The sequence below is a fragment of the Kitasatospora sp. NPDC058406 genome (assembly GCF_042722765.1).
Taxonomy (GTDB): domain Bacteria; phylum Actinomycetota; class Actinomycetes; order Streptomycetales; family Streptomycetaceae; genus Kitasatospora.
In genome coordinates, this window is record NZ_JBHXKE010000085.1 from 16,382 (window position 1) to 34,553 (window position 18,172).

General features: G+C 72.8%; 16 protein-coding genes. 11 read left to right on the forward strand and 5 right to left on the reverse strand.

All coding sequences use genetic code 11. From position 1 onward, the window contains the following. Positions 1-135: 135 nt before the first annotated feature. Positions 136-1,668 (forward strand): TolB family protein, encoded by a 1,533-nt coding sequence (locus tag ACFWOG_RS18550; RefSeq protein WP_380359669.1) that lies wholly within the window; start codon positions 136-138, stop codon positions 1,666-1,668. A 347-nt stretch (positions 1,669-2,015) separates the two neighbouring features. After that, on the forward strand, positions 2,016-3,296 hold the full coding sequence (locus tag ACFWOG_RS18555) for a pyroglutamyl peptidase (protein ID WP_380359670.1): 1,281 nt from the start codon (positions 2,016-2,018) through the stop codon (positions 3,294-3,296). A gap of 219 nt (positions 3,297-3,515) precedes the next feature. Here ACFWOG_RS18555 and ACFWOG_RS18560 read toward each other — a convergent pair whose 3' ends face one another. Together ACFWOG_RS18560 and ACFWOG_RS18565 are read right to left on the reverse strand one after the other, a co-directional pair. After that, positions 3,516-4,241, reverse strand: a complete 726-nt coding sequence (locus ACFWOG_RS18560; protein ID WP_329876650.1) for a dienelactone hydrolase family protein — start codon at positions 4,239-4,241, stop codon at positions 3,516-3,518. A 569-nt stretch (positions 4,242-4,810) separates the two neighbouring features. Further along, positions 4,811-5,185, reverse strand: coding sequence for a hypothetical protein (locus ACFWOG_RS18565; RefSeq protein ID WP_380359671.1), 375 nt, complete (start codon positions 5,183-5,185; stop codon positions 4,811-4,813). A 561-nt stretch (positions 5,186-5,746) separates the two neighbouring features. Between ACFWOG_RS18565 and ACFWOG_RS18570 the strand changes: the two genes are divergently transcribed. The 5 genes from ACFWOG_RS18570 (at position 5,747) to ACFWOG_RS18590 (ending at position 10,955) form a co-directional block, all read left to right on the forward strand. Next, the gene (locus ACFWOG_RS18570; RefSeq protein ID WP_329876646.1) at positions 5,747-6,199 is read left to right on the forward strand and encodes a hypothetical protein; all 453 of its coding nucleotides are present in this window, start codon (positions 5,747-5,749) and stop codon (positions 6,197-6,199) included. A gap of 333 nt (positions 6,200-6,532) precedes the next feature. Then, a complete protein-coding gene (locus ACFWOG_RS18575) occupies positions 6,533-7,447 on the forward strand; it encodes an SDR family oxidoreductase (protein WP_380359672.1) in 915 nt (304 codons plus the stop codon). Between the two features lie 236 nt (positions 7,448-7,683). Next, entirely contained in the window at positions 7,684-8,628 is a 945-nt protein-coding gene (locus ACFWOG_RS18580) for an alpha/beta fold hydrolase (RefSeq protein WP_380359673.1), read from the forward strand. A gap of 226 nt (positions 8,629-8,854) precedes the next feature. Then, positions 8,855-9,838, forward strand: a complete 984-nt coding sequence (locus ACFWOG_RS18585; RefSeq protein ID WP_380359675.1) for an SDR family oxidoreductase — start codon at positions 8,855-8,857, stop codon at positions 9,836-9,838. Positions 9,839-10,124: 286 nt separating this feature from the next. Beyond that, positions 10,125-10,955 (forward strand): PhzF family phenazine biosynthesis protein, encoded by an 831-nt coding sequence (locus tag ACFWOG_RS18590; RefSeq protein WP_380359677.1) that lies wholly within the window; start codon positions 10,125-10,127, stop codon positions 10,953-10,955. 143 nt (positions 10,956-11,098) lie between these two features. Here ACFWOG_RS18590 and ACFWOG_RS18595 read toward each other — a convergent pair whose 3' ends face one another. Then, positions 11,099-11,560 (reverse strand): ribonuclease domain-containing protein, encoded by a 462-nt coding sequence (locus ACFWOG_RS18595; RefSeq protein ID WP_380359679.1) that lies wholly within the window; start codon positions 11,558-11,560, stop codon positions 11,099-11,101. A gap of 381 nt (positions 11,561-11,941) precedes the next feature. Here ACFWOG_RS18595 and ACFWOG_RS18600 point away from each other — a divergent pair, with 381 nt between their 5' ends. The 3 genes from ACFWOG_RS18600 to ACFWOG_RS18610 all read left to right on the forward strand — a co-directional run bounded on the left by ACFWOG_RS18600 (position 11,942) and on the right by ACFWOG_RS18610 (position 15,328). Further along, the gene (locus tag ACFWOG_RS18600) at positions 11,942-12,682 is read left to right on the forward strand and encodes a methyltransferase domain-containing protein (protein WP_380359681.1); all 741 of its coding nucleotides are present in this window, start codon (positions 11,942-11,944) and stop codon (positions 12,680-12,682) included. 353 nt (positions 12,683-13,035) lie between these two features. Next, positions 13,036-13,653, forward strand: a complete 618-nt coding sequence (thpR, locus tag ACFWOG_RS18605) for an RNA 2',3'-cyclic phosphodiesterase (protein ID WP_380359682.1) — start codon at positions 13,036-13,038, stop codon at positions 13,651-13,653. 907 nt (positions 13,654-14,560) lie between these two features. Beyond that, positions 14,561-15,328, forward strand: a complete 768-nt coding sequence (locus tag ACFWOG_RS18610) for a hypothetical protein (RefSeq protein ID WP_380359684.1) — start codon at positions 14,561-14,563, stop codon at positions 15,326-15,328. 35 nt (positions 15,329-15,363) lie between these two features. Here the strand turns inward: ACFWOG_RS18610 and ACFWOG_RS18615 are convergent, their stop codons facing one another. Both ACFWOG_RS18615 and ACFWOG_RS18620 read right to left on the reverse strand, forming a co-directional pair. Beyond that, complete coding sequence (locus tag ACFWOG_RS18615) at positions 15,364-16,596, reverse strand: sensor histidine kinase (protein ID WP_380359686.1); 1,233 nt, start codon at positions 16,594-16,596, stop codon at positions 15,364-15,366. A 641-nt stretch (positions 16,597-17,237) separates the two neighbouring features. Next, positions 17,238-17,756, reverse strand: coding sequence for a DUF6584 family protein (locus ACFWOG_RS18620; protein ID WP_380359687.1), 519 nt, complete (start codon positions 17,754-17,756; stop codon positions 17,238-17,240). A gap of 187 nt (positions 17,757-17,943) precedes the next feature. Here ACFWOG_RS18620 and ACFWOG_RS18625 point away from each other — a divergent pair, with 187 nt between their 5' ends. Beyond that, positions 17,944-18,114, forward strand: a complete 171-nt coding sequence (locus ACFWOG_RS18625) for a hydrophobic protein (RefSeq protein WP_329874831.1) — start codon at positions 17,944-17,946, stop codon at positions 18,112-18,114. Positions 18,115-18,172: the final 58 nt, after the last annotated feature.

The window sequence follows — 18,172 nt, forward strand, 5'->3', positions numbered from 1 at the left end:
TATACGTCTGTTGACGTATCTTCCGCCGGGATCACCTGTGGCTGTTGACCGGCGCCCCTCCCGGCGATTGGCTCGCCTGGAGCCCGCCGCCGGGAGGGAGCCCGGCCGGGTGATCCCAGGGGAAGGACAGATCTCATGGCCCATCGCATCCGTACCGTCCGCAACCGGTGGCTGGCCGGTGGCGGCAGCGTCCTCGTCGCCGCCGCCGTCCTCGCCGCGACCGCGGCCCCCGCCCAGGCCCGCCCGGCACTGCGCGGCACCGTCCAGATCAGTGTCGGGGTGAACGGCACGGTGCCGGACAGCCAGTCATGGAGCCAGGCGATCAGCGCCGACGGCCGGTACGCCCTGTTCACCTCGTGGGCCACGAACCTGGTGTCCCAGCCGGCGAAGAGCGGACGCGACGCCTACGTCCGCGACCTGAGGACGGGCCGCACCGAGCGCGTCAACCTGTCCGACGACGACAACGCGCTGGACGGCTTCACCGACTACGTCGCGATCAACGCCGACGGCCGTTACGTCGCCTTTGACAGCGAGGCCGAGAACGTGGTGCCCGGCGTCCAGGTCCAGGGGCGCACCGAGGTGTACGTCCGCGACCGGAGGACCGGGCGCACCGAGCTGGTCAGCGGTGGGCTCACCAGCACCGACACCGACCGGTTCCACGCCTCGTACGCGCCCTCGCTCAGTGCGAACGGCCGGTACGTGGCCTTCGTCTCCAGTCGGACCGACCTCGTCCCGGACCTGCAAGGTGGTGACCCGTCACTGGCCAGGCCCTACACCTGGGACTACAACATCTACGTCACCGACCGCTGGACGGGGAAGACCCGTCTGGTGACCCGCGGGGTGGACGGCAAGCCGGGCGACGGCATGTCGCTCAACCCGACGATCAGCGCGGACGGCCGCACCATCGGCTTCACCTCCCTCGCGGGCAACCTGGTGCCCGCCGAGGAGACCCCTGCCGTCGCCGCCGCGGCTGTCGGGGGCGGCGCTCCCGCCGACGTGGAGCTGGCCCCGGGCCTCGCCGCAGCCACGCCCCGCAGCGCGGGAACGAGCCTCGCCCGGCCGACGACCGGCGTCTACTACACGTACGACGTGAAGTCCGGCCGCATCTCCGCCGCGAGCCTCGACCTCGACGGCAACCTCGGCTACGCGAGCTTCGGTGCGACGATCAGCCCCGACGGGCGGCGTGCGATCTACGCGCTGCCCGAGCCGGGCGGGTCGACCAACGGCCACCGGTTCCACACCGTGCTGTACGTCCGGGACCTCAGGAAGGGCACCGTGACGAAGGTCAGCGGGGGGCTGCCCGGCACCGCGTCGGTCGGCTCGTCCGACCACGGCCGGATCACCGCCGACAACCGCTGGCTCTACTTCACCTCCGCCGCCGACAACCTGGTGGCAGGGCCGCAGCACGCGGGCTGGGACGTCTACCGCCACGACCTGCGCACCGGCCGTACCGAGCGGATCGCCACCGCGCCGGACGGCTCGCTCGGCAACGGTTCCTCGATCGACCCGGTCGTGGACGCCGACGGTGACACGGTGGTGTTCGGCTCGACCAGCGGCAACCTGGTCGCCGGCACCGGCGGCCCGGCGGGCACCGACAACCAGGTCTTCGCCCGGTCCGCCGGGCACCACCGCGACGGCGACGACCGGGGCCAGGACGGCGACGACTGACCGCGTTCCGCTGTCCGCACCGCCGACCGATCGACCGCGCGGGCGGGCGTACCGGGTGGAAGGACCGCGCGGTGGGGCGAGCCGATTCGCCTCCACCGCAGAACAGTTGTGAGCCCGTGAGCCCGTGAGCCCGTGAGCCCGTGAGCGCGGTCCGCGGGGCGCGGACCCCGCACTCCACGAGGGGCCCGCGCCGCCGCACCGCGTGCCTTCAGAGGTGGGCGGGGCGGCGGGGCGGAAGACTGCTGGGCCGCGGGTCCCGCCCGGCTCCGCCGCCGCCGACCGTGACTGTCGGCGGTGACGGTGCGGCACCCTGGTGAAGCCGAGGGCGCGAATGTAGTGTCCACGTCATGACGACCGCCCGGCGCCGTGCCGCCCTCGCCGCGACCCTCATCGGCGCACTCGCCGCCACGATCACTCCCGCCGCCACCGCCACCGCCGGTACCGCGCAGCAGGCCCGTCCCCACTGCCGGACCGTCGACTCCGCGCAGCCGGACCGGGAACAGGCACGTGGGGCGGACCCGCGGACCGCTGCCCTGACCGAACGCGGGGGCTTCGGCGACTTCGTCCGCCGGTTCCCCGCAGCGCTCTGCACCGCGCGCACCGCCGAGCAGGCCGGCCGGCTGGTCGACGCCTGGGGCGAGGCACTGTGGCGGGCCGGCGTCGACCGCGCCCAGGGGCGCCGTCCCGGCGGCGACCTGCCGGCCGTCGACGACCGGCCGCTGTACTGGACCAGGGTCGCCATGACCCTGCAACTCGGCCGCTGGAAACCGGACTTCGCCGTCGACGCCGCCGTCCTGCGACAGCGCTTCGAGGACGCCTCGCGCGGACTCGCCGACAGCGGGTTCGGCGGCCGTCCGGGCGTGCGCCGGATCTTCGTCAGCGGGTTCGACCCGTTCGGTCTGGACGCCGAGCTGCGCCGCGCCAATCCGTCGGGCTCGGCGGCCCTGCAACTGGACGGACGGCGGATCGTCCTGGCCGACGGCAGCCCCGCGGAGATCCAGACGGTGCTGTTCCCGGTCCGCTACGGCGACTTCGACCGCGGCATCGTCGAGCGCGCCTTCGCCCCGCGGCTCGCCCCCGGCCACCGGTCCGCGGACCTCATCACCACCGTCAGCCAGGGCTACCCCGGACTGTTCACCCTGGAGGCCTGGGCCGGCCGGTCCCGCTCCGCGGACCCGTACCCCGACAACACGGGCGCGCTGTCCGGTGGCACCCGCGAGCACCCCGTCACCGCCCCCGGCCTCGGTCCCGGCGCGGAGTTCATCGCCACCAGCCTGCCCACCGGGCCGATGACCGCCGTCCAGCAGCCGTACCCGCTCAAGGTCAACACCACCGTCACCGAGATCCCCGCCGGGGCGAGCGGCCCGGTCGACCGGACGGACGGCCCGACCCCCGGTTCGCGCGCGGTCGCCGGTGGTGGCGGGGGCTACCTCTCCAACGAGGTGGCCTACCGCACCAACCGGCTACGGCTGGAGCTCGCCCCGCAGCTGCCCGGTGGCCACCTGCACACCCCCGTGCTCACCGGTCTCCCGGAGCAGACGGAGCAGCTCACCGGGCCGGTGTTCGAGCAGAACGAGGCCGCGATCACCGCCGAGATCCTCGACATCCTGCGGCACATCGTCGGCTGACGGCCCGGGTCTTCGCGGTCGCCCCGTCGGCCGCCCTGTCAGCTGCGCCCGGCAGCCGACAGGGCGTGTCGGCGCGGCCCTCGCCCGAGTACGGCTCCGGCCGTCCGCCGTCCGCCGTCCGGGTCGACGTCGCCGCCGACCTCGGCCCGGCCCGGGGCGCCCGCGCCTACGTGTCTGCCACGTCGGAGTGGGCAGCCTGTACGGCTTGCTCGGGGTCGCTCACCCGGTGAGGGGCACGCACTCGGCAAGCAGGGCGACCACGTCCCGCCAGGCCCGCTGCGCGTGCTGCGGGTGGTGGCCGACGCCGGGGACCACGTCCTGGTCGACCGGCGGGTGGTGGAAGGCGTGCAGTGCCCCGCCGTAGACGACGAGGCGCCAGTCGACGCCGGCGGCCTGCATCTCGGCGGTGAAGGCGTCCCGTTGTGCGGGCGGCATGATCGGGTCCTCCGACCCGACCCCGACCCACACGGGGCAGCGGATGCGCGAGGCTTCGCCCGGTCGGCCCGTGGTGAGCGCGTTGACGGTCCCGATGGCGCGCAGGTCGACGCCGTCGCGCCCGAGTTCGAGCACGATCGCACCTCCGGTGCCGTAGCCGATGGCGGCGATCCGGTCGGGGTCGGTCCGCGGCTCGGCGCGCAGTACGTCGAGCGCCGCGTGGCCGATGTCCCGCATCCGGTCCGGGTCCGCGAGCAGGGGCGTCGTGTGGGCCAGCATCTCCTGGGGGTCGGTGAACCAGCGCCCGCCGTTGATGTCGAAGGCCAGCGCCACGTAGCCCAGTTCGGCGAGGGCGTCGGCCCGGCGGCGCTGGAAGTCGTTCAGACCCGGCCCCTCGGGCCCTATCAGGACCGCAGGTCTGCGGTCGACACCGGCAGGGAGCGCGAGATGCCCGATCATCGTCAGGCCGTCGGCCGGGTACTCGACCGTGCGTGTCGTAACCGTCGTCATGCGACCGGACTGTAGTCACGGTCGCGCCCGGTCGGGCCGGACTTCGCCGTCGGCGGAACGTACGGCTGCGGACCGCCGATCCCCGACCGGACACCGCCGCCTGCCGTCCGCTGTCCGCCGCCCGCCGAGCGGCGGCCTGACCGGGGGACAGGGGGGACGCTGACACCGATCTCCCGGTCGGGCCTTCCGACGCGGGAAACTCGTGGGTTTGCCCGGCGGGATCAGGGTGAGAAGAGCCCCGGGTGAGCGGAACGTGGTCCGGTCGGTGAGTCTCCCCCCACTCACCGCCCGGACCGCGCCCAGCGCGTACGTGGGCCGGGCGCGGCCCACGTTGCCGCCTGGCCGTGGTGCAGTCGGTCCCGGCGATGTACACCGGTCGTCGAGTTCGAGCCCGGCGGCCCGATGCGCCTTGCCGGTTCCCAAGCGCCCCAGGGTCACTGGCGCAAGCTCACGCGCACGCGCCAGAAGCGCTCCCGCCCGCCTCGTCCATGCCCGCCTCCTGCGCGGCGCCGAGCAACCGGCTGTACGCCCGCGAAGCCGGTCCGTCGCCTCCGCGAGGACGCCGACCCTCACAGCGGGGTGAGGATGTCCTGGTGCGCCCGGTCGAGGACGAGGCCGTTGTCCCACCGGACCCGGACCGTCGCCCGCGCCCCCGGCTCCTGGTGGGCGGCCCAGGTCGGCTCCAGCGCGGCGATCTCGGCCTCCAGCCGCGTTCGGCTCGCCGCCGGCATGGTGTGCCCGTAGTCCTCCAGGAGCGCCTTGAGCCGCTCGTACTCGCGGGCGTCCTCGCTCTGCGGGAGTTCCCCGTCCACCCCCTCGACCGTGCCCTCGATCCCGGCTCCCAGGGACAGGAACCCGACGACGGTCCCGAGCTCCCCGGCGGTTGCCTCGCCGATCCCGAGATCCTCCGTCAGCCGGACACGCCGGCCTTCCTCCAGGGTCATGCGTCCTCCGCCTCTCAGCCGATCGGTGCCGTCCGCCACTGTCCGCCGGGCGCGCAGGGGAGCCGGCTCCACGGGGCCGCAGCCCTGCTCGGGCAGGCCCGCACAGCGAGCATAGGCGCCGCCGGGCCAGACGCCCGCCCGGCCTGATCGAGAACCGGAGGCGGTTTGTCTCCGCCGGGTCCGACCGCCGGCTCGGAAGGCGTCGGTCTCCGGCGTCAGTGCCATTTCGACCCTTTGTCCTGAGTGGTTCCGTTCTGGCGACACCATAGGTCTTCGCACTGACACAGCGGTTCGTGGCATCGAACCCCGTCTGCCTCGGCCGGACCGATTTCTCCAGTGCACGGGAGACGTGAACTCCGGGGCTCGCAAGGCGCCGGCCGCCCACCTCGCGGGCGGTGTCCAGGCGCGGACGGGTGCGGGCAGGTGGTACTGGTGCCCGTCCGCATCCCGTATGAGGAGGTCTTACAGATACCTCCACGGGGGTACGGATTCGCGAAACTCCTCTGGGAGACTTCTGAGTTCCCGGAGGAGATTCCCCGGAGTGAATGAAGAGGCGGACCCTTGAAGAAGAAGGTACGTTTAATCGCGCTTCTATTCGCCGTCGTTGCCGGAATGTTCGGCCTCGCTGCGCCGGTGCACGCTACGCCGACCGACCACTACGTGGACCTCGAAGTGGGATCCGCTCCGGGTTACTACGACGGAGTGAGCGGCTGTAACACCTGGGTCACCTACGGAGCCCCTTCGCGCGTGCTCCTGTGCGGAAGTCAGGTCACGACCGTGACATGGGCCGACGGTCGGAAGGAGGTCAGCGGTCTGGGCACCGACCACGCGATCTGGTCCTCGCGGCAGACCACCCCGGGAGGATCATGGGCTCCCTGGGCTAGCCTCGGCGGGGAGAACCTGAAGTACGGGGTGGCCTGGCCCAACCCGTCCACCATCGGTGCCTGGGGCGCTGACAACAGTATCTGGGGTCGCACCTTCGACAACGGCTGGGGTCCCTGGCACATCTGCTGATCCCGGACGGCTGCGCACCGGATCCACGTCCGGGGCGGTTGCGGCACACGAGGCCGGAACCGCCCCGGACAGGTCCGTGAAGTCGGAGGCCGCGGGATTGCCCCGTCACATGATCGGGTGTTCACCGGGGCCCGGGGCGGCGAAGTGGAACCCGAAGGGGGGGGGCGGGCCGGCCGACGGGGGCGGGTCCGAGCCGTGCCGAGTGTGACCCGGGCGGGTGCACGGTCGTTGTCACCGGGCCGGTCCCGTCACCTTCCCCCGGCAGGGTCGCACGCTGCCCGGGGGCGGCCCGCCGTGGGACGGCCACCCGCCTATCCCTGGAGCGAACAAGCCGTGAACGAGCAGACAAGCGGACCCGGTCGGTCGGCCGGCGTACTGGTGACGGGCGCGACCAGCGGGATCGGCCTGGCCACAGCGCTGCTCCTGGCCAGCCAGGGCCACCGCGTGATCGGGACGGCCCGCTCCCGGGACAAGGCCGACGCGCTCGTCCGCACCGCCCGCGACCGAGGTCTGACGCTGCATGCGGTGGTCATGGACCTCACCGATCCGGCCTCCTGCCACGAGGCCGTCGCGCAGGCGGCCGACCTGACCGACGGCGGCCCCCACGCGCTGGTCGCCAACGCGGGCATCCCGCTGACGGGTGCGATCACCGACCCCCCGGAGGACCGGATCCGCGAGATCATGGAGGTCAACGTCGTCGGCACGCTGCGCATGTGTGCGCTGGTGCTGCCCGCGATGCGCCGACGGGGCCGGGGGCGTATCGTGACCGTCTCCTCCGCCTCCGCGCGGATCCCGGCGCCGATGAACGGCTGGTACACCGCCAGCAAGCACGCGCTCAGTGCGGCGACGCACAGCCTGCGCATGGAGACCCGCCGCCACGGCGTGCAGGTGGTCCTGATCGAGCCCGGCACCGTCGCGACCCCGTTCTGGGACCACGCCCGGGAGGATCTGTCCTCCCTCACCACCAACCAGACCGACGCCGGTGTCCACGACCGTACCGCGAGCCTCCTGGCCCGCATCCAGCGCTCGGCCGGCGGGCCGCAACCGGTGGCCCGCGTCATCGCCAGGGCCCTCAGCGTCCCGCGCCCACGGCGCAGGTACACCGTCGGCCTCGACGCCCACCTGGGCACCGCCCTGCAGTACGCGGCGCCGCTGTGGCTCAGCGACCACCTCAAGACCCGCCTGTTCGCCCTCCACACCCCGCCCGCCACCGCCCTCACCCGGATCGGGCGGGCGAGCGACGACTGACCCCGGCGGAGGGTGCCCAGCGACCGCCGGCGGCTCGCGGACACCCTCCGCAGCTCCGCTCGCGGAGATCACGCCCCCGCCGCGAGCGGGCCCGCCCCGGTCCCGGCGCCTTGACGAGCCCGATTCCCCGGGCCGTCCACGTGACCGTACCCCGCCATGATCGTTGCACCTGACGGCGCGGACGTCACGGTCGCATCCGACCGGGCCGCCAGGGTTCGCAGGAGCAGGGGAACGTCTTGGCCTTCGAAGAGTTCGTGGTGTCCGGCTACGGCGGATACAGGTCCGAGGGGCGCACGCTACGACACCGCGACCCCGACGTCGACACGGTCGTGCTGATCGGCGGGGCCCTTCAGCGCAAGGCGGCCTGGGGCCGCTTCGAGGCGGTGCTCGCCGAGCGGTTCCACGTGTTCACCGTGGACCTGCCCGGGTGGGGCGATGCCGACACCCTGCCCGCCGCCCTGGGCGTGGACTTCCTCGCGGGCGCCCTGCACGACCTCCTGGAGGCGGCCGGGCACGGGCGCGGGCAGGTGCACGTGCTCGGCGCCTCGTACGGCTCCGGCATCGCCCACCGCTACGCCCAGACCCGCCCGTGCGCGGTACGCAGCATGGTCCTGGCGGGGCCGCTCCTGTGGGTCCCCGACGCGGTCCGGGAGGACCTGAGGCGCAGCGTGGACCTGCTGGAGGACGGGCGGATGGAGGAGTTCGCCGAGCTGAGCGCCGACGTCATCCTGCGCTCCACACCGGGCGCGCGGGTGACCCGGCAGGCGGCGGTGCGCCGCATCCTGCACTCCATGTTCCGCGACATCGTCGGCGCGGACCGGGAGAAGTACCGCCACAACACCCTGCGGTTGTTGCGGCAGACGCCGTCGCCGCAGCCGCCGATCACCGTGCCCGTCCTGGTGGTCACGGGCGAGCACGACCGCTTCACTCCGCCCGAGCTGTGCCGCGAGGTCGCCTCGGCCTGTACCGATGCCCGCCTCGTGCTGGTGAACGACGCGGACCATGCGATGCACCTGGAACTCCCGGCCCGGGCCGGGGACCTGCTGACCCGCTTCGTGACCGGCGAGTCCCTCGACGGCCTCTCCTACTGCCATCCGGTGGAGTACACGGCCACGGCCACGGCACCGTCAGCATCCGCCAGGCCCGAGGCGGCGCCGAGCGCCCTGACGGCGATGGCCTGAGCCGAAGCCCGACCCGCTCCGCACCGGCCCCACCGCCACCGCCACCGCCACCGCCTCACCCCGCACCCGGATGCCGGCATCGGCCCGAACGGGATCCGCCGCCCCGGCCGGCGGGCGAACCGGCCGCGCAGCCCCACGGTCCCGACGCCCCGCCGGCGGGCCGCCAATTCCGCCACCGGGCCGCCCCTCCCGGCACCACACCGCCCCTTCCCCACCCGAGGCCACCATGACCCCAGCCCGTCCCACCGTCCTCCTCACCGGCTCGACCGGCGTGATCGGGGCGAACCTCCTCCCCGCACTCGCCGTCCACCACGACGTCACCGCGCTCGTCCACCGCCGCCGGCCCGAAGGCGCCACCACCTGCCTCCAGGCCGACCTCACCGTCGACGGCCTGGGACTGGACGCCGGCCGGCGCCGCGAACTGGCCGCCGGCATCGACGCCGTCGTGCACTGCGGGGGCCTGACCGACTTCGCCCCGCGCGACCACGCCGCCTTCGACACCGTCAACGCCGAAGGCACCCGCAGAATCCTGGAACTCGCCGACGACGCCCGCGTCCCCGTGGTCCTGCTCTCCTCCGCCTCGGCCGCCTTCGAGGTCACCGGCGACGACCTCGCCGCCCGCTCCATGCGCGCCTACGGCCGCTCCAAGCGCCGAGCCGAGGAACTGGCCACCCACTGCGGCCAACCCGTGGCCGTCGTGCGGACCGCCCTCCTGTTCGCCGCCCTCCGGGCCGCCACCCCACCGCGACACCAGTTCCCCCACGCCCTGTTCACGGTCATGCTCCAGGCGCGCCCCGGCGGACTGCCCGTCCGCCCCGACCACTGGACCGACATCCTCCCCATGGAGACCCTCGTCGACTACGTCACCGCGCTGACCGGAGCCCTCATCGACGGCGACACCACGGCGCCCGGCCTCCACTGGGTCACCGCCGGCCCCGCCCGGCTGACCGCGGCCGACCTGGAACGGGCCTGCATCGAGTTCCTCGACGAGGCAGGCCGCCCGGCCCGCGGACCGCTCCTGGCCGACCCCACCACGCCCCAACCGCGTACCCGCGGCATGGCCCGCGTGGCCCAACTCGGCTTCCTCCCACCCGACCAGCCCGACATGCCCTCCCACCTGAGCCGCCTCCTCCCCGCCCAGGTGACCCGCGCCGACGTCCTCCGGGCCCTCGCCCACAACGTCCGACGCTGCGCACCGTGGGCACCGTGAACCACCTCTCCCCGCGGCAGTTGAGCCCGTTCCCGCCCGCACCCGCGCCCGCGCCCGCGCCCGTGTCGATCGCCGCGTTCTTGCCGTCGTCCGGTTCCGGTCGGGCCTGCGCCGAGTGGTGTGACGGCCGGTACGGCGGGCTTTGACGGATCGTCGGACCTGAGGGCCCCGGCCTGCGGATCGGCGCGGCCCCCCCGCCAGGGCCGCCGCGGCGCGGCGGGGAAGGGGGCCACCTGTCTCGGATTGGCCCTGGGGGTGCGGGCCCGGGCGGCGTTACGGTCCGGGCATGCGCCTCTTCGTCGTCGACGCCTTCACCGATCGCCCCTTCTCCGGGAACCCGGCGGCCGTCTGTCTGCTGCCTGCCGGGCAGTGGCCGCAGGATGCGTGGATGCAGCGGATCGCGGCCGAGATGAACCACTCGGAGACCGCGTTCGCCCTTCCGCTGCCCGCTTCGTCCGAGGCCGACTGGGCCGTCCGCTGGTTCACCCCGCGGGTCGAGGCCGGTCTCTGCGGTCATGCGACACTCGCCACGGCGCACGCGCTTCGCGCCGAGAGGGGCCTCGTCGGGGCCGTCCGGTTCCTGAGCCGGAAGCACGGCGTCCTGGTCACCCACGCCGACGCGGAGGGTGCCATCACACTCGACTTCCCGGTCGCGGCCCCGGGTACCGCGGTGGCCGTGCCGGACGGGCTCGCCGGCGCCTTGGGGGCCGCTCCCGAGACCGCCTTCCGCTCCGACGGCCTCGGTGACCTGCTGGCGGTCTTCGCCGACGAGGCCACGGTCCGGGACCTCAGGCCGGACTTCGACGCCGTGGCCGAGCTGACCACCCGCGAGGCACTGCGCGGCGTGATCGTCACGGCCCCCGCTGCCGAGGCAGCCCAGGGCCACGACTTCGTCTCCCGCTTCTTCGCACCGGCCAGGGGCATCCCCGAGGACCCGGTCACCGGCAGCGCCCACACCACGCTCGCGCCGTACTGGTCGGCCCGACTCGGCCGCGAGGAGCTCACCGGCCTCCAGGTGTCGTCACGCAGCGGCCTGGTGCGCACGGCTCTGAGCGGCGACCGTGTCCACCTCACCGGAAACGCCGTCACGGTCCTGGACGGCACCCTGCACGTCTGACGCCCGAAGGACGGAGGGGGACGTGACTCCCGTTCCGCCCCGCCCCGCCCCGTCCCCTCCCGTTCCGCCCCGGGCCGGGCCGCGTCCGGCACGGCCGGGGCACCCGGGCGGGACCGGGGACGGGAGGTGCGGGGCGCGGTCCGTCAGGAACAGCCGGAGGTGATCTCGCGGAAGTTGTCGTAGTGGTCGTCGGTGTACCAGACGGTCCGGGTGTCGGGGTTGCGGACGAGGCGCTCGGCGTCGCGGTGGGTGCCGAGGGTGCGCGGGTTGACGTCGTACTCGCGGTAGCGGCCGTCCTTGGGGAGGTCGCCGCTGCGGTTGCCGTAGACGTTGCTGCCGCGGATCACCAGGCCGTCACCCGCGGGGTAGTCGCGGGGGCGGTCGGCGGTCGGCCAGCCGAGCCCCCGCCAGATGTGGCACGCTTCGTCGACCTGGGGCGGGAACTCCTCGACGGGCAGCGGGGGTTCGACGATCGCGCGGACCACCGCGTGGTGTGCGGCGGACCCGGTGGGCGCGGCCGCGGCGGGCGATACGGAGGGGGCGACGACGGCAGCCAGGAGCAGGGTGGCGGCGGCGAGGCGCCGCAGACTTCTGAGTGTGGTCATGCCCGGTATGAACGAGCGCGGGGCAGCTCTGTCACGCTGCGTCACCCGCATGGCTCGGGGTAGTCGGAGGGCCCGGGGGGGCGTTCCTCGAAGGTCTCGACGGACCGGTCGAGAACCGCTGGCCCATCCGTCCGCGCGCCCGTCGCCGGCTCCGGCGGACCGCTACCTCCCACAACCCCCGGGCATGGCCCGGTCGGGCCGGGGCGGGGCCGCGTCCCTGCTCGACCGACGCCTCCGGCCCCGCCAGGACTCACCCGTCCGGTGGTTTTACCGGCGCGGGGTCGAACGCGGTGTGAAGGATCGAGCCGAGTGGTTTCCGCCGCTGCCAGGCCCGGTATGGAGGCTGTCATCGCTGCCACGACACACGGGAGAGACCTGCTGATGAGTGCTTCGGAACGCTACGTACGCGCGTGGGAGGGCTTCTGGGCCGAGAACACGGGAGAACCGGGGGAGCCGTTCTGGGACGCGGACGCGACACTGACGGCGGCCCCGCACATCGCGCTCTTCGCGGCCCACGTCGACCGCACGCTGCCGATCGTCGACCTCGGTTGCGGCAACGGCACCCAGACCCGCTACCTGGCCGGGCACTTCCCGCGCGCGGTGGGCGTCGACCTGTCCGCCGCGGCCGTGGCACACGCCCGTCGGGCGGACCGCGACGCAGTGGCCGAGTTCGAACAGCTCGACCTCACCGACCTGGCGGGGGTGCGGCGACTCGGCGACCGAATCGGCGAGGCCAACGTCTACCTGCGGGCCGTGCTCCACCAGAGCGACCCGGACGACCGGGTGCCGGTCGCGGAGGCCGTCGCCCTGCTGCTCGGCCGACGCGGCCGGGGTTTCGTGGTCGAGCCGACCGCAGCCGCCAAGGCGGTGCTCCAACAAGTCGCCGAACGGCCCGGTGGCCCGCCGGAGAAGCTTCGACAGGTCCGCAAGCACCAACTGCGCCCGGCCGAGGTCGCTTCGGGAGAGTTGCCCGAGCTGCTGCACGAGGCCGGGTTGGAGATCCTCGACCAGGGCGAGAGCGACCTCGCCATGAGCGAGCGCCATCCGGACGGCACCCGGGTAGCGCTGCCGGCCCACTGGTTCGTCGTTGCCGTGGCAGAGGCCGTCCGTCCGGGCAGCTGAGCGCCCGCCGCCCGCCGGTAGCTGTCTGCCGCGGCTGCGCCGGCGGTGACCCCAGGGACGCCGGGTGAGGTTCCGAGGGGGGAGACGGATCCGCCGCACCGTCGAGGGTCACGCCGGGGCAGACTCCCGAGCTCCGGCCCACCGCCGAGCCCGACCCCGGTGCTCGGTCCCGAAGCCCGATCCCGGAGACCCACCCCGGAGCCCGATCCCGGTGCCCGGACCCCGGTGATGTGCCCCAGGGGGTGCGGCGGTCACAGTGGGGTGGCGGCCGACGATCAGGGCGTCGGCGTCGGCGTCGGCCCCGGCGGCACCGGCGAGCGCGGGCGACCCGCCCTCGGCTAACCTCCCCCTTCGTGGATGATCACCCCGAGCCCTCGACCCTCCGTGTCTTCGTGGCACTGGCCCCGCCCGACGACGCCAAGGACGAACTGGCCCGGGCCCTGCAGCCCGCCTACGCCGCGTACCCGCGGCTGCGGTGGAACCGGATCGAGGACTGGCACATCACCCTGGCCTTCCTCGGTGAACTGTCCTCCGGGGCGGTGCCGCTCCTGAGGTCGGTCCTGGCCGATGCGGCCGCGTCGTACTCCGCCCTGCACCTGGGCCTTCGGGGCGGCGGCCACTTCGACCAGCGACTGCTGTGGAGCGGGATCGACGGGGACCTGGAGGGACTGCACCTGCTCACCGCCGACGTCCGGGACCTGATCAGGTCCTGCGGGATCGAGTTCAGGGACCGCCCGCTGCGCCCCCACCTGACCCTGGCCCGCTCCCGCCGCGACGATCCCACCAGCGTGCCGCAGGCCGCGGCCGGGCTCGGCGGGTTCGTGGGCCGGGCGTGGTGGACCGAACGTCTCCACCTCGTCGGCAGCAACATCGGCCGTGGCCCCGGGCCGATCCACTATCGCGACATCGAGGCGTGGCGATTCGGCGCCGCCGTCCGGTCAGACGGCGACGGCGCCCTCACCGAGCCGTAGCCGTCAGACGTGCTCCTGAGCCATCAGCCTAAAGGACCCGAAATTGGCAATACCGGAAGAGAGGTGAAGGTTTCGAACTTTCGGGTGAGTCGCATTAGATCCTTTGCGGGAGGCTCCCCGTTCTGGATGGCCAAGACATACTTGCGTGCCTCGAAAAGTCCGAGAAGTGGGGCGCTCGTGCGAAGGTGGCGCATTGCCGCCATGTGGCCTTCTGTGTGAAGAGTGATGGACACCTCCGACATCAGGGGATCCGGTGGTTGGGCTCCTTTGAATTGTCGAATAAAAAGGTCATGTCAGTCCTCCTGGAGCATTGCGCTCGGGATTTTATAGATGCTCCCGTATACGCCGTCGACCAGGTAGGGTGAGCAGCCGAGAAGCGGGCTGGCGGTAGTGGGGTCGTGCTGATACTCGACAGAATTCCAGGCAGCCGGCCAACCGGCGGGCGTCCCGGTGACGCCGATGATGGCCAGTTCCGCCCTGCTGCTTTACGAGTAAGCCCTTGATGAGCGCGACCGCTTGGCGTCCGGAGATATTAATTGGATGACCTTCCAGAACTCCCCATGCCCTGGGAATCTGTGCGCTACTACGTCGACGAGCCCCCCCACGCCGACGGCGCCTACTGCGCCGAACACCGCATCACAGGGAGGCGCCGGCAGCCGGTTGCTTTCGGGGCGACCGGTGACGAGGCCCGCCGCCCGCACCGGCTCAAAGCCCTGGAGCAGGCGCCGGGCCAACGGGTCGGCCGGGCAGGTGGAGGCCAGTCCCTCCTGCCCGTCGCCCGCCTGCGGCTCGATACGAGGAGGCCGGCGGGAGCGGCGTGGGAGACTTCGTACGAGTGATCGTCCACGAACCGGTCAGAACCAGCGTGCCGGGCGTGGGCCAGCTGTCGGCGAGAGGACCGGAGAGCGTGGGAACGGACGGGACAGGGCTGTACGCGGACGACACCGCGTGCGATGTCCGCGACGCCTACCGCGACGCCCTGCAAGCGGGGGCGGACACCCAGGAGGCCGAAGCGCGGGTGCTGAGCGCCTTCGCCGAGGAACTCGCGGACCCGGACGAGCGGGCCGTGGTCCGGTTCGCCCTGGCGGACACCCAGTCGCGGCTCGGACGACTGACCGGCTCCGCCCGGCGGGAGGCCCTGGCCCTGCTGGACGCGGGCGGCGACCTCGACCGCTGGCAGGAAGCCGGCGCCGCAGAAGTGCGCCGGCGGGCCGCTGTCCTGCGACGGCTGAGAGCCCGGCTGGAGGGCCCCCAGCCCGAACCACGTCCGCTTCGCGCCCGTGGCCCGCAGCCCGCGCGGGCCGTCCCGGGCCGGGTCTACGCGTACCGGGCGCGGAGCGGCCGTACGTACCTGCTCCGGGTGGCGGGCCGGGCGGACGCGGGCTGCTCGACCGGCCCGGTCATCCGGTTCCTGGACCACCCCGGACCGGACCTCCCCGATCCGCCCGATCTGGCGGAGATCCCCGAGCGGCGCTACCACCCGCGGTGGAAGCGGACCGAGGTGGTCATCACGGACGACGGCCGCGCCGAACGGGAGAGCGCCGGGCTGGTCCTGGTCGGCGAACACCCCGTCCCGGCCCTGACCCCGTCCCCCAACGGCCGGACAGTCTCCACCTGGGCGCAGCTCTGTGCCTACCTGGAGACTCGGGACGACCTGACCCGCACCGCCGGCTGACCCCTCGCACGCCGGCCCGGCACGCCACGCCGGGCTCAGGGGTGCGAAGGCGCTGGAGCCGCCTGCGGGGGAGGTGTCGGCGAGCCCGGCAGCCTCACGGTGGCGACCGCACCGCCCGTCTCACCGTCCGCTCCGGGCGCCGCCTCGGCGAGCGACACCTCGCCGCCGGCGTCGTGGATCGCCTGGGCGACGATCGCCAGGCCCAGGCCGGAACCGGGCAACTGCCGCGCGGTCGGCGCGCGCCAGAACCGGTCGAACACGTGCGGCATGTCCTCAGGCGCGATGCCCGGTCCGTGGTCACGGACCGTGAGAACGCCGGAGACGAGCGAAACATCGACGGCTCCGCCGACCGGACTGAACTTCACCGCGTTGTCGAGAAGGTTGACCACGGCCCGCTCCAGGGTGTGCGTGTCCGCCCGTACGTACCACGGCTGAAGATCGACGTTGAACGTCAGAGAGTGCCCGCGCAGCCTTGCACGGTCCAGTGCGCGGGCGGCGACGTCGTGCAGTCCCAGCAGGGGCACGGGACCCACCGCCGGCACGGGACGGGAGAGGACCAGCAGGTCGCCGATGAGGGTGGACAGCTCCACCATCTGGGCCTTCACGTTGGCGAAGACCCTGGCACGCGTGCCCTCGGGCAGTGGCCGCCCGATCTCCTCGCTGCGGACCAGCAGATCGATGTTGGTGCGCAAGGAGGTCAGCGGGGTACGCAGCTCGTGGCCGGCATCGGCGATCAGCTGCGACTGGCTGTCGCGGGAACGGACGAGAGCGGTGCTCATGGCGTTGAACGCCCGGCCGAGGCGGGCGATCTCGTCGCCGCCGGCCACGTCGATGGTCGTGCCCGGCTCCTGGGTACGTGCGATGTGCTCGGCCGCCCGGGTGAGGCGGTCGACGGGCTGCAGGGCCCTTCGCGCGAGCCACCACGCACCGGTGGCCGAGGCCGCGATCACCAGCGCGGCGACGGCGGCCGTGACCAGGGCGAGTCCGAACAGCGCGTCGTGTACCGGGCGCAGGGGTTGGGAGAGCGCGACGGCTGCAGTGGTGGGCCTGCCGTTGAACACGACGGGTCCGTAGCTGACCACGTACACCCGCACGGCGTCACCGTTGACCAGTCGCCCGTTGCGGAAGTAGGAGCGTGCGCCGGCTTCGCTCGTCCCGCTGCCCGCCACCGGCAGGTCGCCGTCCGTGACTTCCACGGACCGGGATTCGTTCGGCGGACAGGACGTCCCGTCCGCGAAGATCACCGTGGGGACGGTGTCCCTGGTCATCCACGGCTGGGTGACGACCCCACGGCACCAGTCGTTCATCGCTCGGATCTCGGCTTGAGGCGGCGCGTGCACGTTCGGTGCCCAGGTACGTGCCAGCGCCTGATCGACCTGAGCGGTCATCTCCTCGCGTGCCACGAACCAGCCGGTCACCGCGCACGTCACCACGGCCAGTGACACGGCCGCAGCCACGGATACCGCCAGTCGGCTACGCAGAGCCGTCCCACGGAGCCACTTGTCCCGCAGTCGAGACGTCCCCACCGCTTCACCGACCGGCTTCCCGTCCACCGCTGACCGTTCCACCTAACTGATCGTCTTAGATTGAATTTGCTTGCAGGACTTGGAAGTTGGTGTCGGTGGCGGGCAGAGTCGCACGGGTGTCGGATGATCTTGTGCTTGATGACCTGTGGAAACGGGTGGCCCGTCACCCCCGCTTCGGCTCGATCGGTGACGGTCGTCACCGACGGTCGGACGCTCTTCGGCCGGATGATCACGACAAAGGTCGGGCCTGGAGATGAGAAATATCTGAACAACCGCCTGCGGTATGCCTGAGAACCTGCTGCCCCTCCGAGAGTGACACCCGAAGCGTCCTTCCGGCCCGGCCCCTGCGCTGCTCCGCCTGCCCCCGGCCGCCCCGCAGTCCGTCAGAGCCGGCTGATGAAGCTGACCGCGCCGAGGACGACGAACAGAACCAGCACGAGCACGACGAGGATCACGGCCGTGCAGCTCACCGCCCGGATCACGGCGGACGAGCTGCCTGCCTCGGTCTCCCGGCCGTCGGAAGGAGCGAAGCCCCAGGAAAGCGGACGGCCCGCGGCGTCTGAAGCCGACTCACGGACCTCGGTCAGACGTGTTCGAGCGATGTCGGTGGCTGCCACGTCCTCGGGACCTCGCCACGCCAGAGCGGTCATCCGGGCGACGGGGTGGGGGTACCGAGCCTCGAACGCCGCCGTCTCATCAGGGTCCCGGTCAGCCTGCAGATACGTCCAGCGCCCGGCCTGGGCAGCATCGCCGTACAGTCGGTAGACCTCACCCAGGCGGCACCGCACCTGAAGGTCGGTGGGGCAGGAGGACACCAGGCCGCGTAACCGCTGGCGAGCCATGGGTACGCGGCCCGCACGGAGGTCCGCTTCTGCGTTGGCAAGTGTCTTCTCGACGGTCACCAGCAGATGATCACCGAGCGAGGGGCGCAGGCTCAACGGCTTTACCGACCAGCAGGCGAGGGCGCCCGCCACGTCGGCCGGCAGCCTGGGCGGGGTCGTCTGCCCTCGTCGGGCGGGAAGATTCCCAGGAATATGAGCTGTTCAGCGGGGCAGTCGGTCCTCCGACACTGACTACGGAGGTCGACTCATGGTTCCGCTTCTCATCGTCCTGCTGCTGGCTCTGCTCCTGTTCGGGGCGGGGTTCGCGGTGAAGATCCTCTGGTGGGTGGCCGTCGTCGTCCTGGTGCTCTGGCTGGTCGGGTTCGTTGCTCGCGGTACGCACTCCTCCGGCCGCCGTCACCGCTGGTACCGCTGGTGACCGGCAGGAACATCCGCATCTAGGGAGGGGGTGGGACCCGACGCTTACGCGTCGGGTC